The organism is Nitrospirota bacterium, assembly GCA_030645475.1.
GTDB lineage: Bacteria > Nitrospirota > Nitrospiria > Nitrospirales > Nitrospiraceae > Palsa-1315.
Genome location: JAUSMA010000041.1, coordinates 1 through 21,133 on the forward strand (window position 1 = coordinate 1; position 21,133 = coordinate 21,133).

The following is a 21,133-nucleotide window of genomic DNA, read 5'->3' on the forward strand; positions in this document are numbered from 1 at the left end:
GCCCGTCGTCGTATTGATCGTGAACACCGAGATATTGCTGGAGTCGCGATTCGCCACATAGGCCCGTTGCCCTGTCGGATCCACCACAATAGCCCGTGGGCTGGCTCCGGCGGCAAACGGACTGCCCACCACCGGCGTTAAGGCCCCCGTCGTGCTGTTGATCGTATAGGCCGACACGTTGTCGGAATAGAGATTCACCGCATAGACAAAGTGCCCGCTCGGGTCCACCGTCACTACCATGGGCGCCGTCCCGGCTGGCACCGACGCGCCCACCGCCGTCAACGCTCCCGTCGTGCTGTTGACCGCATAGGCCGACACACTATGAGATAGACGATTCGCCACATAGGCGAACCGCCCGCTCGGATCCACCGTGACCGACATGGGCAGCGGCCCGGCCGAAATGGTGCCGACCGCCGTCAATGCCCCCGTCGTGTTGTTAATGGCAAACGTCGAGAGGCTGTCGCTCTGATTCGCCACATAGGCAAACCGCCCGCTCGGGTCCACCGTGATGGAAAAAGGAAAGAGCCCGGAGATCATATAACCCAGCGAGCGCAACTGGCCCGTGGTCGCATTCACCGCATACATTGAGATCGTGTTCTCATCCGTGTTCGTCACATACGCGAACCGCGGCGCTTCGGTGCCAGTTGGCGTGCCAGACCCAAGACTCCCTCCCGTTGTGACCGATGCCACAGGGGCGGATGACCCACCGTCACCCCCGCTTCCACAACCTGCCACAGTAAGACTAACGATGCTTAGCGCCATAAGCCCCAGCGACGAGGCCACGCTACGCAAGGATCGCCCACGAGCGCTAGGAAGCTGAGTCATGGGAAGAGTGCCGGTGGCGTTCATGGAGATATCCTTTCGAAAGTACTTACCAGGAAATAGGTCACGGTTCAGACTTCAGATCATCATAGTTTTATATTTGCCACGACAAGTGGGGGGCATTTTGCCGGATTCACCCGTATTTCGAAACCCCTATTATGGGGGGGCCTGATTGGGGCAGAAATGAACATCCTTAACGGATATCCTGAGAGAATGCACCCTGCAGGGCCGACAGACAGAATCCGACGTGGGGAATGATGAGCAACACACGAAGAAAGCTTCCCAGATGCTCATTTTCAAAAACTTGCGGGCGGCTGTGACTACCAGGGGAGAAAGAAGAAGCGGACTGGTGGCGGGGAGCAGGCTTTCGCAAAAGGCGACATCTGCAAAAATCAGCTAGGAGGGAAATCCAGCAAGCGGTTAGAGCAAAGCACAACGAACGAAGAGAGCTTAGTCGCCGTAAATGCTCCCGCTGCAGTTACAACGGAAATTGACCAGGAACGAGATCAGCTTCAGCCGCCAGTCGTCACAGGAGAATTGGCATATAAACTCATTGCACGATGAGTGATCGGAACTGATTATGATGGGCTCCCGGTCAAACCCCTCAAGAATTTCGCGTCGCGATAGAGACCAAAAAAGACCCGCTGTATTTCCTCGCACGACATCTCGCATCGGCCAACATTGAGCGGCAGGTCACAATAGCCGCAGGCTGCATCGCAGGTTGACCTGGAACGTGGCCAAGCCCGGTCGGCTTGCCACGAGGTTTCTGAATGGCTTGCGCACATAGCTCAACACCGTCAATGGCCCTGCCATCACCTATCCTCACATCGGCAGATAGGGTCATATTTGGACAGGTTCATGCCGTTTTTTTTCCTATATTTACTGGCAATTCGAGGCACTTCCCCCAACAGCTCTCATAACCTGCTGAATTCCTTTGAGCAATCCGACCGTCCACTTCGGCATATGCCTTGCTGAGGGGTTCTAGGTTGAAGACAACTCTCACGTTGCAAGGAGGTTTTGGCATGAAGAAGGTAAACAAGCAGACACTTACGGTCCTCGTGAGCACCCTGGCTATTGTGGCATTGGCGATCACCCCGGCGTTGGCCAAGGACTCGAAAAACAAGAAGTCCAGCCAAACCAGCCACTCGTCTGCCAAGGCGGCGGCTGAAGCCGTCAGCCATGTCCCCGAGCAGGGCGAAGCCCCCAAGGCCGGCCACCACGACTCCAAGCCAGGCCCGGCCTGGAAGACCGTCGGTGGGACGGTGAAGAATGTCGACGGCGACATCTATACGGTTGAAGACTACGAAGGCAACCAAGTCAGTCTGCGCGTCGGGCAAGGCACGAAGCACATCAAGCAGAAGAAGGTCGGGGATACCGTCCGCGCGGAAATTACGCGAGGCGGCTTCGCGAACTCTATTCAGTAAGCCTATTTCGAATCCGCGCACCCACCTCACGCGCGGCGGTGTCCATGAACGGGCTGGCCCTGAACAGGCCAGCCCGTTCACCATGAGGCACCACACAGATCACGGCTCTCGAATCGATACCGTCACCGATCGTTGAAAGACAATATCGCCGTAGTAAGCCGTCGCCTGTTCCTTGGTATTGTCCGTATCCGTCATGATTGCCACGCCATTGATCATCGGCGGCTCTTCCCCGAAGGCTCTCTTGTAATCCTCGTAGATATTCCGTTCCTCAACGACCCACATCCCAACCTTCTGAGGCCCACTTTCGACAACGATCATCTGCGCGAAGTCCGTATAGGCATTCTCGACGATGGTCCCAACCGGGGTCTTGGTTTCCCAGATATAGTTGAGCGCCCCGATAGGAATGTCGCCAAAAATCGCACGTCCGGCCTTGTACTTCAGCTTCTTCCCAAAACCGACCTTCTCCGGGTTGTATTCGAAGGTGACATAGAGCCGGGCAGGAAAGTCGTCGCCCGACTTGAGGGCCACATCGCTACCGTTGAGCACATGGTCAATCTTCCACCGCCACCGAACGACCGGAAATTCTTTAGGATCGATCCTCACCTCTTTGGTCAGACCCGAGGCAGAGAACTGACTGACAGCCTTGACCACCACCTCTCCCCCATCCTTCACGACTTCGTACAAGGTATGTTTTGGAATCTTCTTAAAGGTGAGCGGCTTCCACCCCTCGGGCATCGCCTGCCCAATCGTCCCGCTCGAAAACTTCGCCACCTCGATCATGAATGGAGATTCCGCCCGTGCAACTGTAGGCGCAATAAGTAGCCCTATCGCAATGAGCACGAATTTCCACACAATTCTCTCCGTCCATCTCCGCAATGAGGAAGGGGAGTCTCTCCTTACGTGCGCGCGTCCAACGAGGGCCTTTTCAGGCCGCGCGTTGCGCGAGGAGCGGGAGAGCCTCCCCTCTCTCACCCCCTCCTCATCCAGGCGAAGAGCTTCAGAAGAAGATTTTTGGTCCCCTGAGTGAAATGCGCCTTCCGCCACAGATTCACGACTTTCTTATTCACCTCGGCTTGCGTCGGATAGGGATGGATCGTCCCGGCAATGACCTTGGCTCCTAGCCCGGCTTTCATCAGCACGGAAAACTCGTTGATCATCTCGCCTGCATGTGCCGCAACGATGGTCGCGCCGACAATCTTGTCCGTACCTTTCAGGATGTGAATCCTCGCGAAGCCTTCGTCTTCTCCGTCCAAAATCGCACGATCGACTTCGTCGAGTTTATACGTGTAGGTTTCGACCTCAATGCCTTTTTCCTTCGCATCCTTTTCGTACAGCCCAACATGCGCCACTTCCGGCTCCGTGAAGGTACACCAGGGCATGATCAAGGATTCGACGCTCGCATAGCCCAGACCCAAGGGGTGCGGGAACAGGGCATTCTGGATGACGATCTGCGCCATTGCATCGGCGGCATGAGTAAACTTGTAGCGGGAACAGATGTCGCCCGCCGCAAAGATGCGGGAGTTCGTGGTCTGTAGCCGGCCATTCACCTTCACCCCGTTCTTGTCGTACTCGACGCCGACCGCTTCCAGACCCAATCCCTCTACGTTGGGCGTCCGACCGACGCCGACCAGAATCTCGTCGACCGTGATATCGTATTGCTGGCCGTGAGAATCGACGGTGAGTCGCTTACCGCCGTCCGTTTTGCTGATCGTGAGATCTTTTCCGCAACAGAGCAGCTTCACGCCGTCGCGCAGCATCTGCTGTTTCACAACCTCAGCTGCGTCTCGGTCTTCGTTCGGCATAATGCCGTGCTGCGCTTCGATCAAATACACCTGGCTACCGAACCGCGCAAACGACTGGGCCAATTCGCACCCAATCGGCCCAGCCCCGATCACGCCGATGCGCCGGGGCAGTTCCGTGAGCGAGAACACCGTTTCATTGGTGAGACAACCTGCCTCTTTCAGCCCCTGGATCGGAGGCGTCGCCGCCCGCGCACCGGTGCAAATCGCCGCCTTCGCAAAGGTGAGGATTCGATTGCCCGCCGGCCCTTCGACCTGGATTGTCGTGTCCCCTGTGAAGCAGCCGCTGCCAATATAGACGTCCACGCCGAGCTTGGCATAGCGGTGGACTGAATCGTTGTGGCTGATCCTCGCGCGTAGCTTTCTCATGCGCGCCATCACGGCGCCGAAGTCGTACTTCACGCCAGCCGGAATATGGAGACCAAACGCAGTCGCCTGCCTCAAATCGGCCCAGGCGCGAGCCGCACGGATCACCCCTTTCGACGGCACGCAGCCGACGTTCAGGCAATCGCCGCCCATGAGATGCCGCTCGATCAACGCGACCTTGGCCCCTAGACTCGCGGCGATCACGGCAGTAATCAGCCCAGCCGTGCCGGCGCCGATCACGACGATGTTGTAGCGGCCCGTCGGCTCAGGATTGACCCAATTGGAAGGATGGACATTGGCCACAAGCGCCTGATTGTGCTCGTCGTTCGGTAGGACGAGATGCTCTCCGTGCAAATTCATCGCACTGATCCTCTCTGGAGGAAGACGGCATATGGCATCATGACTGCCCGCCCTTGAGCTTGTTATAGACCGACGGAACAAGGGCCAGAAGGCCCAGCAAGACAAACGCCCCGATCACATTCGGCGAAGCAATTTCCTTGAGTGAATTGATCGTCCCCAATTGCCGCCCGGCGTAAGCATAGACGAACGAACCGGGGATGATGCCCAATGCCGTCGCCGCAACATAGGTCCTGACATTCATGCGTGTGAGGCCTGAGACCAGGTTCACGACAAAGAAGGGAAACAAGGGAATGAGCCGCAGGGTCATCAGGTAGCTGAAGGCGTTATTCGTAAATCCCTGCTGAACAGGTCCCAGCCACTTCCCGAACTTCTGCTCGACCCAATCGCGCAGCAGGTAGCGGGCCGTCAGGAAGGCCAGGGTTGCTCCGGTCGTCGCCCCCAGATTCACGAACAGCGTGCCGAACAGGCTTCCGAATAAGAACCCTCCGGCCAAGGTAAGAATCACCGCGCCAGGCAACGACAAGCCCGTCACCACGATATAGGCAAGGATAAATAGCCCTGCCGAAGAGGCATAATTCGCCTCGGTGAAGGACAGCAATGTATCGCGATGCTCTTTGAGAGCCGTCAGCGATAAGAACTGCCCGAGGTCAAAGTAAAAAAACGCACCGATGGCCACTGCAATCACCACGGCAATAACAATTTTCCCGGCACTCGACCCAGTCGGCACGGCTGTCTCAGATACTGGCGTTGGCATCGTAACCTCGGGCTGTATCATGGGGGCTCCTCTCATGGCTGTCAATGTCGTCTCCTGCGAAAGTTGGTCGTGGCCCGCGGGACTTTATTACATCGACCAAGACCAAATAGGCATGAGCGGGCTCAGCCACATCGAGTGGTAGGCATTGGACCTACGCTAGGAAGGTGAGGTGGATCTGCGGGGGTGTCGATGGTTCCCTACTAACCAGCCCGGCGGATGGAGAGAGAAGCAGGATGCATGAACGGAGACTGACCTCTTACGGCCTTGGCATCCGCACGGCTATGGCAGCGCCGCTCAGCACCTCACCGACGCGGGTCCAACCTGCTGATGGGGAAGGACATCGTCCTTCTGCTGCGCGCCCTCCCTCCATCGAGGGCTGGCCTGGACGGCAAGTATTCCCGGAAGACTCGGCATTGACGTGGGGACGTGAGACGTCCGGACCAGCGCACCCAAACCCCAACAAGAGTATAAAGAGCAAGCCTGCGCGCATACGAAGATCCTTTCCCCCTGATAGCCGCTACCTCACTTGTCGGTCGAGTCAGCGGGAATCTGTAGGGAGAGCTTGTATGCCAGAAGAGCTATTCCCACTGGTGGTTGCTCACATCACGATCCATGTCGAGGCGGCCGAAGGCACGCTCGAACGGATCGATCATGCCGTCATGATTTTTATCGAGTTCCTGGAAATGCTCTTGCTGAAGCTCACCAACCTGGGGATTTGGCGCTCGCCCTGTCTGGCGATCCCGGCTGGGGTCATAACGTTGCGGCTGCTCGAACATGCCATGATAGGAGAGATCCGGCTTCGGCTGAACGATAGCTGGGGGGCGCCACTTTTTCCCGGTCTTCCGATGGCGAGAGATCTTCCGATGAGCTCGATCTACAGGCGGTTTCTGAAGCCCTGCGGCCAAAGTTCTATTCGGCTCCGACTTGGCCGGTGATTTGGCGCTCTCCTTGGATGGCACTGGCGAACCCTTGCGATCCAGACCAAGGGACTGAGCTCTCGGCTTCGAGTTGGGAGAAGCGGCCCATAGGAGCGGCTCCCAGTCGCTGAACCCACCCAGGGTCGCAAGGACGACGACCAGGAGAAACCTGCATGGATATGGATGTAACGACATCGCGCCCCCAACTAAGTTCGTCAAAAGTCTTTCACGTCTACCAGCTCCATGATGCCCCATAGACCGCTGATTCTCGAAGAGAATTCCCACTCCTGTCAGAATGGGCCTTGCGAGCCGACTCACTATCTAGTTGTCAGAAAGACCCCGGCTCCCGTACTCTCTCGTGAGGAGGCCGCCATGGACGATCCCAACCGACTGACCGAGAAGAAAGAGCAATGGGCCAAGGCCCGACGTGGAGGAGAAGAGCGTGAAGTCTTCTACGAAGGTGATGATCGTTTGCCGCCTGGACAGCACCTCGTCGAAACCTTCCCGGTCCTCGACTTGGGTTTCAAACCAGAAATTCCTCGCTCGGAATGGACGCTCATGATCGGGGGATCTGTCGCCAATCCCATCACCTGGACCTGGGAAGAGTTTCTCGCTCAGCCCCAATTGAAAAACACCTCCGATTTTCACTGCGTGACCAGTTGGAGCCGATTCGACAACGAGTGGGAAGGCGTCAGCTTCAAACACATTCTATCCGTGGTGCAGCCACTGCCCTCGGCGAAGTTCGTGCTCTTTAAATCCTTCGATGACTACACAACCAATCTCCCGCTTGAAGCCTGCGACGATCGGGACGTGCTCTTGACCTACACCTGGAACGGCAGGCCCCTCACCAAAGAACATGGCGGACCGGTACGAGTCATCGTACCGAAACGTTATGCCTGGAAGGGAGCCAAGTGGGTGAAGGAAATTACGTTTTCAGAGAAGGATGAGAAGGGATTCTGGGAAGTCCGCGGCTATTCGAACACCGGCTTCCCCTGGAAGAACGACCGTTACGGGTGAGTTCGCTATTTCTTGACCCAGCCTCCGGAGCCTTCGACGAAATTACCGGGCTTGGTATTCGCCACGGCCTTCTCCCCTGCCAGCGTTTCCACTGCATTCAAGCTGGTTCCATTGCGGCGAGCGATCTCCTCATAGGCTTGGCGCCGTTTCTGGTTCACCTCGTTCGCAAGGGCTTGGGCCTCTCCACTGCCAGGCGAAACAAGGCCCAAGTATCCATTTGATTTTTCTCCGACCAGGCCCTTCGACTTCGCCTCTTCAAGCGTAAAGGCCAACAACGGCTGCACTGCCACAAGACACCACAACACTGTGCCGACCGTGATCACTCGTCTCCATATTGTCATCGCGATTCTCCTCCGCCTAACAGGTACCTGAGAAACCCTGGCAAATTTTCATGAGCTATCACGTCTTGGAAAACAGAACACTACCTTACAGGATGCTAAAACAGACCGCTCTTGTCGGACAACACTTGATCCAATTCTTTGTCCACTTTCACGCGAACCTCATGGTCGATCTTCACGTTCAAGTTGATCGTAATCGGCTTATCGGACGGCGCCACTTCAATACGTGGCGTACAAGCATCCAAACCGACCAATGCCCCACCAAGGATCGCACCGACGATACCTGCCAACAGGGTCCTGCTCCACATGGTCATCCTCATAGGATTCATGGCTGTTTAAATTTCCTTTGTACGCCGTCTTGAATGTCCTGAACCAGGCGAAGACTTTTCAGCAGGGTTGGAATATGTTCCTGCACAGTCACATTGAAATGGATAGGAGGGGTCTTCTTCAAGTCAGGATTCCGGCCCTCCAGTTGCGCGCTCAAATCCAGCGTCCCGTCGTCCGCATACTCTACACCAACCCGCAGCAGCGTGTAGTGAAAGTTGTTGAGCGCTTGCGAGACCAGGGATAGCGGGCTATCGGACTCCGAGATGATTTTCGTCGACTCCGAAGTCGACACATACCGTATCACCCCGCCTGGAGGCTGCGCCTCAACCACCCCATCTTCGATAGCCACACCATCGGGAGTGATCGTAATAGGCAGCGTCCCGTTCAGCGTTCCTGAGCCCAGGAGTCCCCTCTGCTGTTCCACACTGAGAATCTTGGCCAGGTCAAGACTGCGTATCGAAAAGGTCGTCTGATAATGCGGCTTGGCCAGATCGATCAGCAATCCAGGGCTCGTGACCGTTCCCCCCAATACTTCACAATGGAAATCCTTCACGTCAATAACCGGCAGCCCATTCGGCAACTTCCATCGTGCCTGGAACATCGTCGCCAGATTCGTCACCTCGATACCCGTCTGCAGCGACGTGATCGTCACCGGCACTGATTGCACCGTCGCAATCGACATCAACTCATCAGTACGCAGCGCCATCGTCGTACTCATCTCTTTTACGCGATAGTCCCGATAATGACCGGACAGCTTATCTGCCACGATCTTCGCCGTCCCGGACGTCAGATGGAACCCCTGCGCCGAATCCCCAGGGCCGCCGGACCACGACGCATCGACGGTCGCCGTGAGTTGACCCTCCGTGATATCCGTAGACAGCGGCAATCCCAGGAGCATCTTGCTCAGCCGCCGTTCAGCGCCATCAAAAACAATCGGCCCGATCATGCCATGCAACATTCCCGACACCGCACTCAAGGGCTGCTCAAACTTGGCCGTAATAATCGCCTCACGGAAGGGCGCGTCGACACGAAGCTCGGCCTTGACTCCGGCTTGATTGGCCACAAACCTGACTGTCCAATCCGTCGTCGGCATCCCCCACGGAGCCACGTCCATCGCCACTCCATCCGCCTGGAGTGTGCCCTGCGCATTCCAGGATGCCCCGTTCGTCTCGGCTTGCTGCACCCGCAATATACCCTGAGACAAGCGAACCGGCCGGCCCATCACACGCATGGCCGGGACTCGAACAGCTACAGTGGCAGGCCCGGCGCTGCAATGACTGGCAGCCAGATCGCACTGCACGGTCAAGGCCTCGGCCAGTTGTAATGTGACGCTCGAGACGACCGCCGCCCCCTGCTCGATCTGCTTGGCCGTGACGGAAGACGAGGGCAAGAGGATACCCTTGACGTGCGTTCGAGCCAGCGTCACCGTTCCCCGGAACCCTCCCATCGCCTCCCTCGCCGAGAGAAGCTCCCTCACCGCCTTCGGAAGCACGCCCTCGACTCGATAGGTCCCTTCCGCCAACACCAGCTCGCCACCCACCCCCTCAGCCCGACTCGTTTCAAACTCGGCCACCAACGGACCCGATGCCAGACCATAGGTTACGTGCAGTGGCCCCTCAGCAAGCATGCGCAACGGTCTGTTCGCCCAATACAGCTTCCCCTGCACCGGCTTCGTGTTTTCAATCCGTACCGGCTGATCCCCGCGCGGGAGAATCATCCTGACCACTTCCGGAATGATACGGGGTTGCGCATTCACCGTGGCCGTCAACAGCACCCCGGGAGCCAGGGTCCATCCCACCTCCGTCGCATTCCCCGCGAAAGTGCCCTCATAGGCGACCGTAATATCTTTTGCAACCTCCTTCAACGCGGGCAGCGTCATATGCACTTGAACTTGTCCATCAATATGCGTACGGGAATCCTCCTGCAGCGAAGCCAATGAGGCATCAGCCGCCGCAGTGCCTGCCCAGCGTACCGCGACATGCCCCGTCACCTTCCCCAACTCCGGACCGATCGGGACGAGCAACGCGATAAACGGCGCCAACTCACGGACATTGACCTCCAGCCGCCCATTGACCTGAATCTTCTGGCCGTCAGGGCGCGCCTGAGACTGCCATGACACAATCGGCACCGCCTGAGGCCGCTGAGACACCAAGGTGGCAGACCAGGTGCTGGCCGACTGCCCCGTCACCGTGAGTCCATAGGTCGCTGTATCGCGCCCTTGGAACGACAGATGCCCTCCCAGCTCGCCATCCCGATACATCACCACACCGGAAATCGTCACCCGACGGAGAGGCCCCGTCGCCTGTTCACGGAAAATAGTCACGCGGCCCAGGTGGAGTTCGTCAAAGGGAAGAATGGGCAGGCCTCGCAACAGATCGCCGGCGGTCAAGAGGGTCCAGGGCGAGTCTTCACTCTCCACTCGACCTTGAACGGCTCCTCCCCCCTCGCCAAGTTCAGACGGCTGAAGATTCAGGATCTGGATGGCCACATAGGGAAGAGACACTCGATCGACATGCCCATGAATCAGCTGCGGCACCCGATACTGAATCTCCGCATTCGTCAACGACACCATGACACTTTCACCGGCCAAATCCTGTTGAAACGACACAACGGGAATGTGCATCCCGCTCCAGCCGGGATACCCCAGCTGGATGATGACGTGTTTGTAGCCATACTGGCGAAGCCCCTGAGCCAACAGATACGACGCCGTCAACGGCAGGAGCAGATAGAGACTCACCAGGGCAACTAACCCGAGGAGCAGCGCGATCTGATATCGATGCGTCAGCATAGGTTCCTGTTCAGACAATCAACCTTCTGTGGACGGTTGTCAGATAATCACGACGGATCTGTCAAGAGCGGCAATGCCAAGGCCCTGCGTCCCCTCCCCGGCGCCTCGTCCCACCATGTTCCTTCTACGCCACCGTTGACAGGCTTTCACAAGCGCCGGTATCTTGCCTTAGCACCAATCTGTCAGTTCATATCCATCGAGTCACCCTTTGCGCCTCATCCCATTCGTTCGTCATCGCTTCAACATCCGAGCCCCTCTGAGCCAACTCGCGAAGCGTCTCGCACCGACCATGCTCCTTGTGCTCTGCGGACTCATCCTAGGCCTATCTCCGCCCCTCGCTTCAGCCAAGCAGAGCCAGCAAGAGCGTTCAAGCGACCGATATATTCATCAACTCGATGATCTCTCGGCGCTCTGGAGTTTCTACAAACAGACCTACATACAACATGGCCGGGTCGTCAGTTTGGACGAACAGGGCATCACGACGTCGGAAGGGCAAGGCTACGCCATGCTCCGTGCCGTCTGGTCGAATGATCGCGCGACGTTCAATACCGTGTGGGCTTGGACGAAGCAACATCTCCAAGTCCGCGACGACAAGCTCTTTGCCTGGAAATGGAAAGGGACCGTGCTCGATCGGAACTCAGCGACGGATGCCGACACCGACATCGCGCTCGCCCTTGTCCTTGCCGCTCGGCGATTCGACCATCCGGCGTTCGAGCAAGACGCGCTCGCCATCATCCATTCCATCTGGGACCGGGAAGTCATCCAGATCGGCTCGCGCGCCTATGTGACGGCCGGCAATTGGGCGCACGACGAGGCCTATCCGACGATCCACGTCGCCTACCTGGCCCCCTATGCCTACGAAATCTTTGCCTCCGTCGATGCGCACCATCCATGGGCCCATGCGATCGCATCCAGCTATGCCATTCTGCATTGGCTCTATGATGAAGAAGCCCTGCCCGTCCCTCCGGAACTCATCTATCTGAACCGGCAGACAGGCCACTTTACCGTCCTGCATCCCGTGACCGGGGCCTCATCCTCGTTCAGCTATGACGCCTTCCCGATCTATTGGCGAATGGCACTCGATGCCGCCTGGTTCGGACGATCTGAAGGGCCCTTGCGGCAAAAAATGCTGGGATTCTTCCAGCGCGAATGGAAGGCCCAGGGGAAATTTGTCGACCACTATTCCCTCAAGGGCTTGCCTCTATCGTCGAACGAAGGGCTTCCGCTCTATGCCACCATCCAAGCCCTGGCCTTCCAGGAGCAGCAGGACCTCGCCAGACTGCTGAGCGAAAAGAAGCTCGCCCAACTCGAAGCCGCCGCACTCGCCGGGAAACGGCTCCCCTACTACTTCCATAACTGGCTGTGGTTCGGGCAGGCCCTCTCTCTGTCGCAAGCCCGCCACTACGACGAGTTCTTGGGATTTTTGCGACCGTTCGACGTGGTCGGGTTTTCAGCGCACTTTCCCTGGGAGCTCTTTGCCGTCACCGTCATGCTCTACCTGATCGCCAAGTGGCATCCAGTTCTCAAACTCGCCTTCCTGATCTGCGGATTTAGCCTCTGTCTCCGCTATCTCTACTGGCGGCTCTTCCACACGTTGAACTTCATGGAATCCGGCGGCCCGTTTATCAGCATCGCTCTGTGGGCGGCCGAACTCTATGCCTTCTCCACCGTTCTGCTGCTGTTCATCCAGGTAGGGGTAGGCTGGAGACCTCAGCCTGTCCGTCCCCTTGAGCCAGCCCAAGGCTTTGCTCCCTCAGTCGACGTCTTTATTCCGATCTACTCCGAGTCCTGCGAGATTCTGGAGAAAACCCTGATCGGAGCCTCCGCGATGGAGCAGGCTCACAAACGGATATACGTGTTAGACGACAGCCACAGAGACGAGGTCTGCCGACTGGCTGAACGGTTCGGGGCAACCTATATCAAAGGCCCTCGCCAACATGCCAAGGCGGGCAACCTGAACCATGCCCTCACGCAAACGGACGGCGAACTTATCGTGATCTTCGACACAGACCATATTCCAGTGACAACCTTTCTCACAGAGACCGTCCCGTTTTTCGCAGACCCCGACATCGGCTTTGTGCAAACGCCTCACCACTTCTACAACCAGGATATTTTTCAACGGGCCCTCGGCGCGAGCTCGCGTATTCCGAACGAACAGGACCTGTTCAATCACGCGATCCAGGGCGGACGCCAAGGCTGGGGCGGGGCGTTCTTCGTCGGCAGCGGGGCCGTCTTTCGACGGTCGGCGATCGCCGAGTTGAATGGATTTAACTTGATGAGCATCACCGAAGACATTCATACCAGCCAGCACCTCCATACCAGGGGATGGAAGTCTGTCTTCGTCGATAAAAACTTGGCAGTCGGACTGACGGCGGAAAACCTCGCGTCCTATATTGTCCAGCGACGGCGCTGGATGTTGGGCTGTCTCCAGATTTTCTTCAAAGACAATCCACTCCTCTGCCGGGGGCTGTCGCTCCGGCACCGGCTCGGCTACTTCGCCTCGCTCTACTACTTCTTCTTCCCGATCGCGCGGGTGATATTTTGGATCACCCCCCTCTACTTCCTCATGTTTCACCTGCACCCGATTTTTGCCGATGTCTCGATTCTGGTGGCCTACCTGTTGCCATTCATGATCGTCCTCCCGATGATTTCCTCCAGATTGCTGCCTGGATGGCCCAGGCTCATGTGGTCATCCCTCTACGAAGGACCAGTCAGTTTCCCGCTGTTCCGGTCGATGTTCGATCTGCTGCTCCCGAAGAACTTGGGGTTCAAAGTCACTCCCAAGGGCTTGCTTTCGGAGCAACGGTCATTCGACTGGCGATCCTCTGCCAGCCTAGCCATTGCCACCCTCATCACGCTCGCCGCAATTGCAAAAGGCCTCTGGGAGTTCTGGTATTTCGGCATCGAAAAGGACGCCTATTTCTTCAATCTCAGCTGGGCCTCCTTCAATCTGCTGACCCTGATCGTAGGACTGCTGATGGCTTGGGAGAAACCTCAAACGCGAGCAGAAGAACGCATCATCAAGCCGATCCCGTTCGAACTGCGAGCCGGCGATCTGTGCATCACTGGCACGACACACGACGTGAGTCTGACCGGGGTATCATGGTTCGGGGCATCGCCCGGTCCACTACCTCTGACCATGGACATGAGCTTGCACGGCAGAATCCCCTTCACCTGCCAGGTCCGATTGGTCTATCATGACCGACTGTCAGGGCCTGGCGCCAAATGCGGGCTGGCATTTCTCAACCTCTCAGAAGAACATCGTCGACTCTTGCTGCTGAACCTCTATAGCGACCCCACGACATGGGAACATGCGCAAAGGGACCGCCTGCGCAGCAGTGTCTTGATGGCAGGTCACTTGCTCATCGGTCTACTGAAGCACTTCAGACCATTGAGACTCAGGCGGCGACAGACTCCCCGACAATGGAATGTCGGCGTCACCGAGGTTCAGATCGGAGAGAAACGGCATCGTGCAATCGTGAGAGATCGATCGGCAAGCGGGCTCAGTCTGTTGATCTTCGCCAACCAAACTCCACTCACCACGCCGTGGTTGGTACGGGGCGCAGGCGGACAACTGACGGCCTATCGCCCTATCTATCGCACGAGGCGATGGAGGCTGATACCGAGAGTGGGCCTCCAAGCAATCCCCTAAACATTCAACACACATTTGGCGTATTGCGCCAGAAACTACACGACAGGAAAGGCACCGACTAATTTTATGCGATCACGCTCCCTTGCCATAATCAGTTTCACGTTATTGATGGTGACCGGACTCGGCACACTCTCGCTCGCGGAAGACTTTACGGAAGCATGGTATCTCTCGCGAGGACGGGCCAACATGGACATTGAAAACTATAAAGCGGCCATCGAAGCCTACGAGAAGGTGGTGGAGCGCGATCCCAACCACCGTGAAGCCATGCGCAATCTCGGCCTCGCCTATGAAAAACAGGGTCTCAAGGATAAGGCGATCGAGACATTCGACCGCTACCTCGCGAAATACGACGACGACCCGGAGATTGCCTTTGACCAGGCACAGGCCCTGGAATGGTCTCGCTATGCCTACCGTGAAAAAGACATGTTGAAGTACTTCCGCATGGGTCTGAAGCGTAAAGACGATACGACCATGCGCCTCAAATACGCGGCACACCTGGCGCAGCATAAAGAAACCAGCCAGGACGCCATCGCCCAATACGGCACCGTCCTCGACCGACAGCCCCGTAATCCCGAAGCCCATCGGGGACTGGCAAAGGCTTATGCCTGGCTGGGGAATAACGATCTGGCCCTCTACCACGCGAATCTGGCACGGCAGTCTGCAAGACGGGAACCGGGCGATCTGACCAGTCTGCGCCAGGACATGCTCAAGGGACGCGAACCGACGATCGAAGGTGTCGTCGGTGTCCTCGCCCAACCGGAGAAGCCGTTCGAACTCTATGGCTTCCGGATCGGATCGCGCGGCAAAGTCGATTTGACGCCGTTTACCACCACGATCCTCGAAGTCGGCGCCGAAAACTTCTGGAGTTCCAAGGAACAGCTAGCAGGCAGCTACGTCTCATTGGCCAATCAAGTTCGGTTCAATCCGTCGAATCGTGTCGACGCGATTCTGGAATACCACGGAGCCCCCCGGGGCGACGGGCTCGCGTACAAATTCGAATATGCACATGAAGGGCAGTCCTTCTCGATCCGCCCGGGCGTGAAGCGCGAATTCAAATATGACTCGTTCTCCTCGCTCGCCGGCTCCCGCAGCTCAGGCCAACTCTTGGGCCTCGCTCGCTCGACCCTGTTCTACAGCACGGTCTCATTCGATGCGGGATCGGTTCGCGTGGACGTGACGCCCTTCGCCGGGTGGGTAACGTCTGAGCGCTTGAGTTCGAACGATCAGGTTGGGCTCGATCTCAAGACCTCGCTGCCTCTGTGGAAAACGGACCATTGGGACCTATCGGCTGAGTATCTCTTCTACCTGACTCACTATGGAGAAAATCAGAGCGGATTTGTCCCCAGCGCGAGAGAGCCCTTGCCGGGCGGATACTTCAGTCCCCAAGTGTTCGTGAATCAAATTCCACGGCTGGCGGCCATCTACACGATGGAGAACAAGGATGAATTCACGTTTGCCGCAGGCCCGGCGATCCAATACATCGACGAATCGACGCAATCGTCGGCCTTTCGTGTAGGAGGCGATGCCCATGCCTCCTACACCAATCACCTCTCGAAAGTTTGGCTGCTGAAACTGATGGCCGACTACACCCAGATTGCCAATATCTATACGCGCATCCAATTCAACGGCCTCTTGGTCTATGCCTTCAACTAACGGAGCAGCAGAGCCTTTTTTCAATGAACAACCTGGCAATCGCCATACGCACGATAGAATTCTGGTCGGTGGATGTGCCCATCACCGACCCCTTCGTCGTCGCCACCGGCGCACGAACCGTGGCCGAGAATGTGTTCCTGCGAGTCACATTGGCCAATGGCGCACAGGGCTATGCGGAAGCGGCGCCGTTTCCGGAAGTCGGGGGAGAAACCCGCGAGAGCTGCCTGACGACCCTGCGCCAACTCAGCACGGCCATTCTGGGCCGCTCAGCCTCCGACTACAAACAGATCGGGCAGGATCTATCTGAACAGGCGCCCGCTCATCCCGCCGCCCGCTGTGGGATTGAAACTGCTGTGATCGATGCCTACTGCCGCGCATCACACATCCCGATGTGGCAGCTCTGGGGTGGCGCGGATATGAGAGCGCGAGAGACCGACATCACCATTCCTATCGCCGACCTCGACAAGACCGTCGCCCTCGCGCGCGGCTGGCACGAGAAGGGATTTCGTCTCTTCAAAATGAAGGTCGGCAAGGATGTCGATGAGGACATTCGACGGCTCGCAGCCGTGCACCGCGCGCTCCCTGGCATTTCGTTCATTGGCGACGGCAACCAGGGATTCTCGCGGCAGGATTGTCTGACCTTTGCACGAGGAGTCAAGACATTCGGTGGGGCAATGGTGCTACTTGAACAACCGGTGGTACGGGATGACCTCGACAGTATGGCGGCGATCCGTCGAGAGACCGGCATTCCCGTCGCGGCAGATGAATCGGTCCGCTCGCTCGCGGACGCGCAAGAGGTCGTCGCCCAAGGCGCGGCGGACTACATCAATATCAAGATCATGAAGACCGGCGTTGTCGAAGCCCTGGAGATTGCCTCCTTCACCAAAGCGTCCGGCCTCAAACTAATGATCGGCGGGATGGTCGAAACACGTATAGCGATGGGCTGTTCGTTCAGCCTGGTCCTGGGCCTCGGCGGCTTTGAGGTGCTCGACCTCGACACCCCGCTGCTACTGGCCAACGATCCCGTCACAAGCGGCTACCGATATGAGGGGCCACACCTGCAACCCTGGTCACGGTCCGGCCTCGACATGACAGCAGAACCGTCCCAGAACACCACGACCATCGAATAGATTACGCGGTCGCTTCGTCGCACTTCTTACAGTTTAATATTTCGCCAAGATGCTGGCTCCGGCCCTCCTCGGTGAGGACCCAGGGCCGATTCGTCATCGGCGGCTGATGACGCACATGTTGCCCATGGCCACATTGAAGATCGGCCACCCAATCGCTATATTCGTCCAGATGATAGCCCACGATAGGTTGCTGCATGCACAAACCACCCTTCTACTATTTCCATCGGCTCTCAGAGTCATGCGACGCTCGTGCCTTCGAGTGACCGCATGCTAACACGAACGAAAGGGCCAGCGAGATGAGTCAGTCTAAGCCAAAGATCGGCTTCGTGGGAGTTGGACGGATGGGGGCCAACATGGCCCGACGTTTGAGGGATCAACAGGAAACCCTCATCGCTCTCTACGATCGGGATCAGACCACCGCCACCAGCCTTGCGACCGAGCTGGGCTGTGAAGGAGCTCACTCCCCTGCCCGAGTCGCAGAACTCGTCGACATCATTTTCACGGTCGTATCCGACGACGCCGCGATGCGACAGATCTTTTCCCCGACCGGTACAGAGAGTCTTCTCCGGCACGCCAAGGATCGGCTCTTCATCAACTGCGCCACACTTTCGCCAGATATGCATATCGAGGTTGACGCGCTGGTGACGCAACGTGGAGGCCGAACCCTGGAGGCCTGTATGGCCAGCAGCATCACACAGGCCCGCCAAGGCACGCTCTATCTCATGTGCGGCGGACGGCAGGATGTGTTCGAGTCAGTGAAGCCGCTCTTGAACAAATTGAGCGCACATTTGCGCTATGTCGGATCGGCAGGAGAAGCCGCGAAGGTCAAAGCCCTCGTCAACATGGTGATGAACTGCAATACGGCCGCGCTCGCAGAAGGGCTTGGGCTTGGAGCCGCGCTCGGTCTCGACCTGACGATGGTGCGGGAGATCTTCGCCCAGACCGGAGCTGCGTCGCGCGTCTTGGAGACGGACGGTGAGGATATGCAGAATCGCGCCCATGACTGCTACTTCTCGGCCGCCCATGCCGCCAAGGACTCGGGCATCGCCCTGACCTTAGCGAAGACCGCAGGGATCACCCTCCCGTTGGCTCAAGCGACCTACGAGCAATACCAGCGGCTGGTCGCGCTCGGCAAAGGCGAGCTGGACAAATCCGCTGTCTCTGAACTCACGTTCAAAGACCGACGCGCGCACTAACGCTAAGAATGGCTTCGGGAAGGCGATGTGATGGGCGCTATCGTCCTGCGGTGGGACAGCGACGTATGGCTGCGCAAGAGGGGAAAACGCTGCCGGAGCCAAATTGGCTTACACACGACGTCTCAGTTGCGTTGATTGATCACGACACGGCCACATTCTTGGCACCCCAAGCTGCGTCCGCCACCAGACCATTCAGGCTCGTTATTGCCGGAGATCCCGCCACCGACAGAAGCGGTCGTAGCCTCGCCGGACGACATCGTCCCCGCATTGCCCAGATATCGCACCGTCGCAAACGTGCCAATTTCGCTCACGGGAACTCGGTCCACCTGCACTGCCCCATCGCGATAACTCGTCAGGAGCCACGAATCAGTCGCTGACACCGTGACCGGCAATGCACGAACCTGATAGCTGATCTTGTCGGAATCGGAGCCCTTCCGTACTTCCGGGGTGTAATACTTCAACGTTTCGGTCATGGCAAATCCCAAATCGGTCAGGTTGTCTGTGTAGCCATGATTCGATGTGTGATAAAGATACTCCAACCGTTCGATCTCGCGAACCACGATCTCACCTTCAACAGACTTTGCCTTGGTCACAAAATGACTGTACGAGACGGTAGCAAGGGAAACGAGGATCCCCAGGATGGCCACCACGATCATCAACTCGATCAAGGTAAAACCGTCGGGGCTCTGCATGCGGGGGTGCCGAGACAAATTCATGATCGTCGTTCGTGAGGTGGTCCGATCTCAAATCGGCGCAACGCAGCTTGAATGCGATCCAACGCCTCTGTTGTCGTCTGTAATTGACGGAGCGCCTCCGACCCTCCCATACCCTGAGCCAAAAGAGTCTTGGTCGCGCCATCGACAGCGGCCCGAGCGCGAGACGATTCATGTTGCACCGTCTCGACCCCCTGCCCAACGTGACTCCAGCCTTGATTGAGCAGCTGCGCCAGATCCGTCAATCGGTCTGCCTCCCGGAACTGGAGTCGATGCGATACCATTCCGGATGCCCAGGCGCTGGCACTCTGACCCAAACGTTCAAGCGCATCGGCAATGCGACGCGTCACCAGCAAGCTGACTAGAATAGCCCCCAGAAAAAACACAGGGATGGCAACCCACACCGTCTCGCTCAGCAACAGCAGCTGGCTCGCGGCAACTTGACGATCCGTCAATGGCGCATCTGATAGGAGCGTGATGGCAGGCAGGACGTAGGGCCCACAGAAGGCCAGCACGAAGAACAGACAGGCATAGAGCGCCATACTCACCGCAACCTTGAACGTGTAGGCCCTCTGTTCTTTTCGAACAGCCGCCACACTCTGCTCAGAGTTGGTGCTGGACAGGTTCAACGCCACCGTCGTCATATCATCCTCCTGGCTCGTTCCCCCGCTGAGCCCACATGCATGGGCCTATGCGCCGTCCCCTATGAGATCAAAGCGTACCACCACCTCCTGAAACCACAAGCATTTTATCGACTTACTCGGGCCACCGAATGGATCTCGGCTAGGCAGCCCCTCCCCCCATTCCTTCGGCACCCTGGAGTGTCTTGTTACCGTTTCTCAAAGGGGAGTTCTGACCGCTGGCTGGCAGAAAAGTAGGCCCACTGCTTCTGCCCGTTCTCGTCGAAACTGCCGAGGAAGGTCACGTAGCGATCGAGGGTGCGGAACTCGGCGAGGGTGATAGTGCAGTGGAGCGGATCGATCACGCGGGCATCGAACTGGCCCACCACATACAGCAGACCCGCTCGCGTGCGATAAAGGTTCCGCCGGCTCACATACCCGGTGTTGGGGAATAGGTCATCCTCGATGGAGCAACCTCCAGGTCCGACGAGCGTGAGTCGAAGATCGTGCCGGGAGAGGAATGGATTCGTGGCGACTCTGGTAATCGTCAGACGCACCTGATCTGCCGGAAACTCGACTGAAGCCGGCGCTGGCACATCGCTATTGCAGGCGGCAAGAAAGAGCAGCAGGCTCACGACGCAACTGGCCCTGTACCCCCTATTCACTTTACCGCAGGAACTTTCGGCGCAGCGCCGATCGCATCCAGGCCCGCCTGAGCGCAGGCATCATCGAGATGGGCACCTGGCGCCCCGCCGACCCCGATTCCACCAACGACCTCGCCGACAATCTCAATTGGCAACCCACCCCCAAGGATAATGACCTGATCGTTCATCTCGCGAAGCGCTTGCAACGTCGGCACCTTGTTGATCAGTTCAGCTAACTCGGTCGTCGGACGGCGAAGGCTGGCCGCGGTATAGGCCTTCTTTCTGCTGCTATCGACCGTATGAGGTCCGGCCCCATCCGCGCGGCTCATGGCGCGAAGCACACCGGCACGATCCACGACCGACACGCTCACCTTATAGCCGTCCTTCTTACAGGCATCCAGCGCAGCCTGGATCGCCTTATTCGCTAAACCTACAGGCAAAACCGTCTCTTTAGGCAACTCATCGGAAGCCGGTGCCATACAAGGCATCAGCACCACGAATGCCGCCGCGGTCATGAGTCGAGCAACGACAGAACGCCGATGAAGCAGATACAGAGGTGCCATGATTCTCTCTCCTGGTGATTACGGGAACACGTAGGGCAAGGAGCGTACGA

The 21,133-nt window shown here is 57.7% G+C and carries 19 protein-coding genes; 7 read left to right on the plus strand and 12 right to left on the minus strand.

The features are described from left to right. A partial coding sequence (locus Q7U76_08705; protein MDO8356453.1) for a beta-propeller fold lactonase family protein occupies positions 1-849 on the minus strand: 849 nt, incomplete at its 3' end. Positions 850-1,844: 995 nt separating this feature from the next. On the opposite strand from Q7U76_08705, the gene Q7U76_08710 reads away from it, so the two are divergent. Next, positions 1,845-2,246, plus strand: coding sequence for a hypothetical protein (locus tag Q7U76_08710; protein ID MDO8356454.1), 402 nt, complete (start codon positions 1,845-1,847; stop codon positions 2,244-2,246). 99 nt (positions 2,247-2,345) lie between these two features. Here Q7U76_08710 and Q7U76_08715 read toward each other — a convergent pair whose 3' ends face one another. From Q7U76_08715 to Q7U76_08725, 3 genes are all read right to left on the minus strand, one after another. Continuing rightward, positions 2,346-3,098, minus strand: a complete 753-nt coding sequence (locus tag Q7U76_08715; GenBank protein MDO8356455.1) for a DUF3047 domain-containing protein — start codon at positions 3,096-3,098, stop codon at positions 2,346-2,348. 116 nt (positions 3,099-3,214) lie between these two features. Next, a complete protein-coding gene (locus Q7U76_08720; protein MDO8356456.1) occupies positions 3,215-4,771 on the minus strand; it encodes a mercuric reductase in 1,557 nt (518 codons plus the stop codon). Between the two features lie 37 nt (positions 4,772-4,808). Beyond that, on the minus strand, positions 4,809-5,546 hold the full coding sequence (locus Q7U76_08725; GenBank protein ID MDO8356457.1) for a TVP38/TMEM64 family protein: 738 nt from the start codon (positions 5,544-5,546) through the stop codon (positions 4,809-4,811). A 545-nt stretch (positions 5,547-6,091) separates the two neighbouring features. On the opposite strand from Q7U76_08725, the gene Q7U76_08730 reads away from it, so the two are divergent. Beyond that, positions 6,092-6,460, plus strand: a complete 369-nt coding sequence (locus tag Q7U76_08730; GenBank protein MDO8356458.1) for a hypothetical protein — start codon at positions 6,092-6,094, stop codon at positions 6,458-6,460. A 354-nt stretch (positions 6,461-6,814) separates the two neighbouring features. Next, positions 6,815-7,459 carry a sulfite oxidase-like oxidoreductase gene (locus Q7U76_08735; GenBank protein MDO8356459.1) on the plus strand — a complete coding sequence of 215 codons (645 nt, stop codon included), beginning with the start codon at positions 6,815-6,817 and terminating at the stop codon, positions 7,457-7,459. Between the two features lie 5 nt (positions 7,460-7,464). Here Q7U76_08735 and Q7U76_08740 read toward each other — a convergent pair whose 3' ends face one another. From Q7U76_08740 to Q7U76_08750, 3 genes are all read right to left on the minus strand, one after another. After that, complete coding sequence (locus tag Q7U76_08740) at positions 7,465-7,800, minus strand: YdbL family protein (GenBank protein ID MDO8356460.1); 336 nt, start codon at positions 7,798-7,800, stop codon at positions 7,465-7,467. A gap of 95 nt (positions 7,801-7,895) precedes the next feature. Then, complete coding sequence (locus tag Q7U76_08745; GenBank protein ID MDO8356461.1) at positions 7,896-8,105, minus strand: YnbE family lipoprotein; 210 nt, start codon at positions 8,103-8,105, stop codon at positions 7,896-7,898. A gap of 17 nt (positions 8,106-8,122) precedes the next feature. Then, complete coding sequence (locus tag Q7U76_08750) at positions 8,123-10,912, minus strand: YdbH domain-containing protein (GenBank protein ID MDO8356462.1); 2,790 nt, start codon at positions 10,910-10,912, stop codon at positions 8,123-8,125. A 208-nt stretch (positions 10,913-11,120) separates the two neighbouring features. Here Q7U76_08750 and Q7U76_08755 point away from each other — a divergent pair, with 208 nt between their 5' ends. From Q7U76_08755 to Q7U76_08765, 3 genes are all read left to right on the plus strand, one after another. Continuing rightward, complete coding sequence (locus tag Q7U76_08755) at positions 11,121-14,564, plus strand: glycosyl hydrolase family 8 (GenBank protein ID MDO8356463.1); 3,444 nt, start codon at positions 11,121-11,123, stop codon at positions 14,562-14,564. A 66-nt stretch (positions 14,565-14,630) separates the two neighbouring features. Further along, a complete protein-coding gene (locus tag Q7U76_08760) occupies positions 14,631-16,217 on the plus strand; it encodes a tetratricopeptide repeat protein (GenBank protein MDO8356464.1) in 1,587 nt (528 codons plus the stop codon). Positions 16,218-16,285: 68 nt separating this feature from the next. Continuing rightward, complete coding sequence (locus Q7U76_08765; GenBank protein MDO8356465.1) at positions 16,286-17,347, plus strand: dipeptide epimerase; 1,062 nt, start codon at positions 16,286-16,288, stop codon at positions 17,345-17,347. A 1-nt stretch (position 17,348) separates the two neighbouring features. On the opposite strand, the gene Q7U76_08770 is transcribed toward Q7U76_08765, so the two are convergent. Continuing rightward, on the minus strand, positions 17,349-17,543 hold the full coding sequence (locus Q7U76_08770) for a DUF3565 domain-containing protein (GenBank protein MDO8356466.1): 195 nt from the start codon (positions 17,541-17,543) through the stop codon (positions 17,349-17,351). 100 nt (positions 17,544-17,643) lie between these two features. Here Q7U76_08770 and Q7U76_08775 point away from each other — a divergent pair, with 100 nt between their 5' ends. Then, positions 17,644-18,543, plus strand: a complete 900-nt coding sequence (locus tag Q7U76_08775; GenBank protein MDO8356467.1) for an NAD(P)-dependent oxidoreductase — start codon at positions 17,644-17,646, stop codon at positions 18,541-18,543. Between the two features lie 122 nt (positions 18,544-18,665). Here the strand turns inward: Q7U76_08775 and Q7U76_08780 are convergent, their stop codons facing one another. The 4 genes from Q7U76_08780 to Q7U76_08795 all read right to left on the minus strand — a co-directional run bounded on the left by Q7U76_08780 (position 18,666) and on the right by Q7U76_08795 (position 21,008). Next, positions 18,666-19,259 carry a prepilin-type N-terminal cleavage/methylation domain-containing protein gene (locus tag Q7U76_08780; GenBank protein ID MDO8356468.1) on the minus strand — a complete coding sequence of 198 codons (594 nt, stop codon included), beginning with the start codon at positions 19,257-19,259 and terminating at the stop codon, positions 18,666-18,668. Further along, complete coding sequence (locus tag Q7U76_08785; GenBank protein MDO8356469.1) at positions 19,256-19,900, minus strand: hypothetical protein; 645 nt, start codon at positions 19,898-19,900, stop codon at positions 19,256-19,258. Before Q7U76_08785 ends, Q7U76_08780 begins: the two co-directional genes overlap by 4 nt. 185 nt (positions 19,901-20,085) lie before the next feature. Continuing rightward, positions 20,086-20,511 (minus strand): hypothetical protein, encoded by a 426-nt coding sequence (locus Q7U76_08790; GenBank protein ID MDO8356470.1) that lies wholly within the window; start codon positions 20,509-20,511, stop codon positions 20,086-20,088. Between the two features lie 26 nt (positions 20,512-20,537). Further along, positions 20,538-21,008 carry a heme-binding protein gene (locus Q7U76_08795; protein ID MDO8356471.1) on the minus strand — a complete coding sequence of 157 codons (471 nt, stop codon included), beginning with the start codon at positions 21,006-21,008 and terminating at the stop codon, positions 20,538-20,540. Between the last annotated feature and the right edge of the window lie 125 nt (positions 21,009-21,133).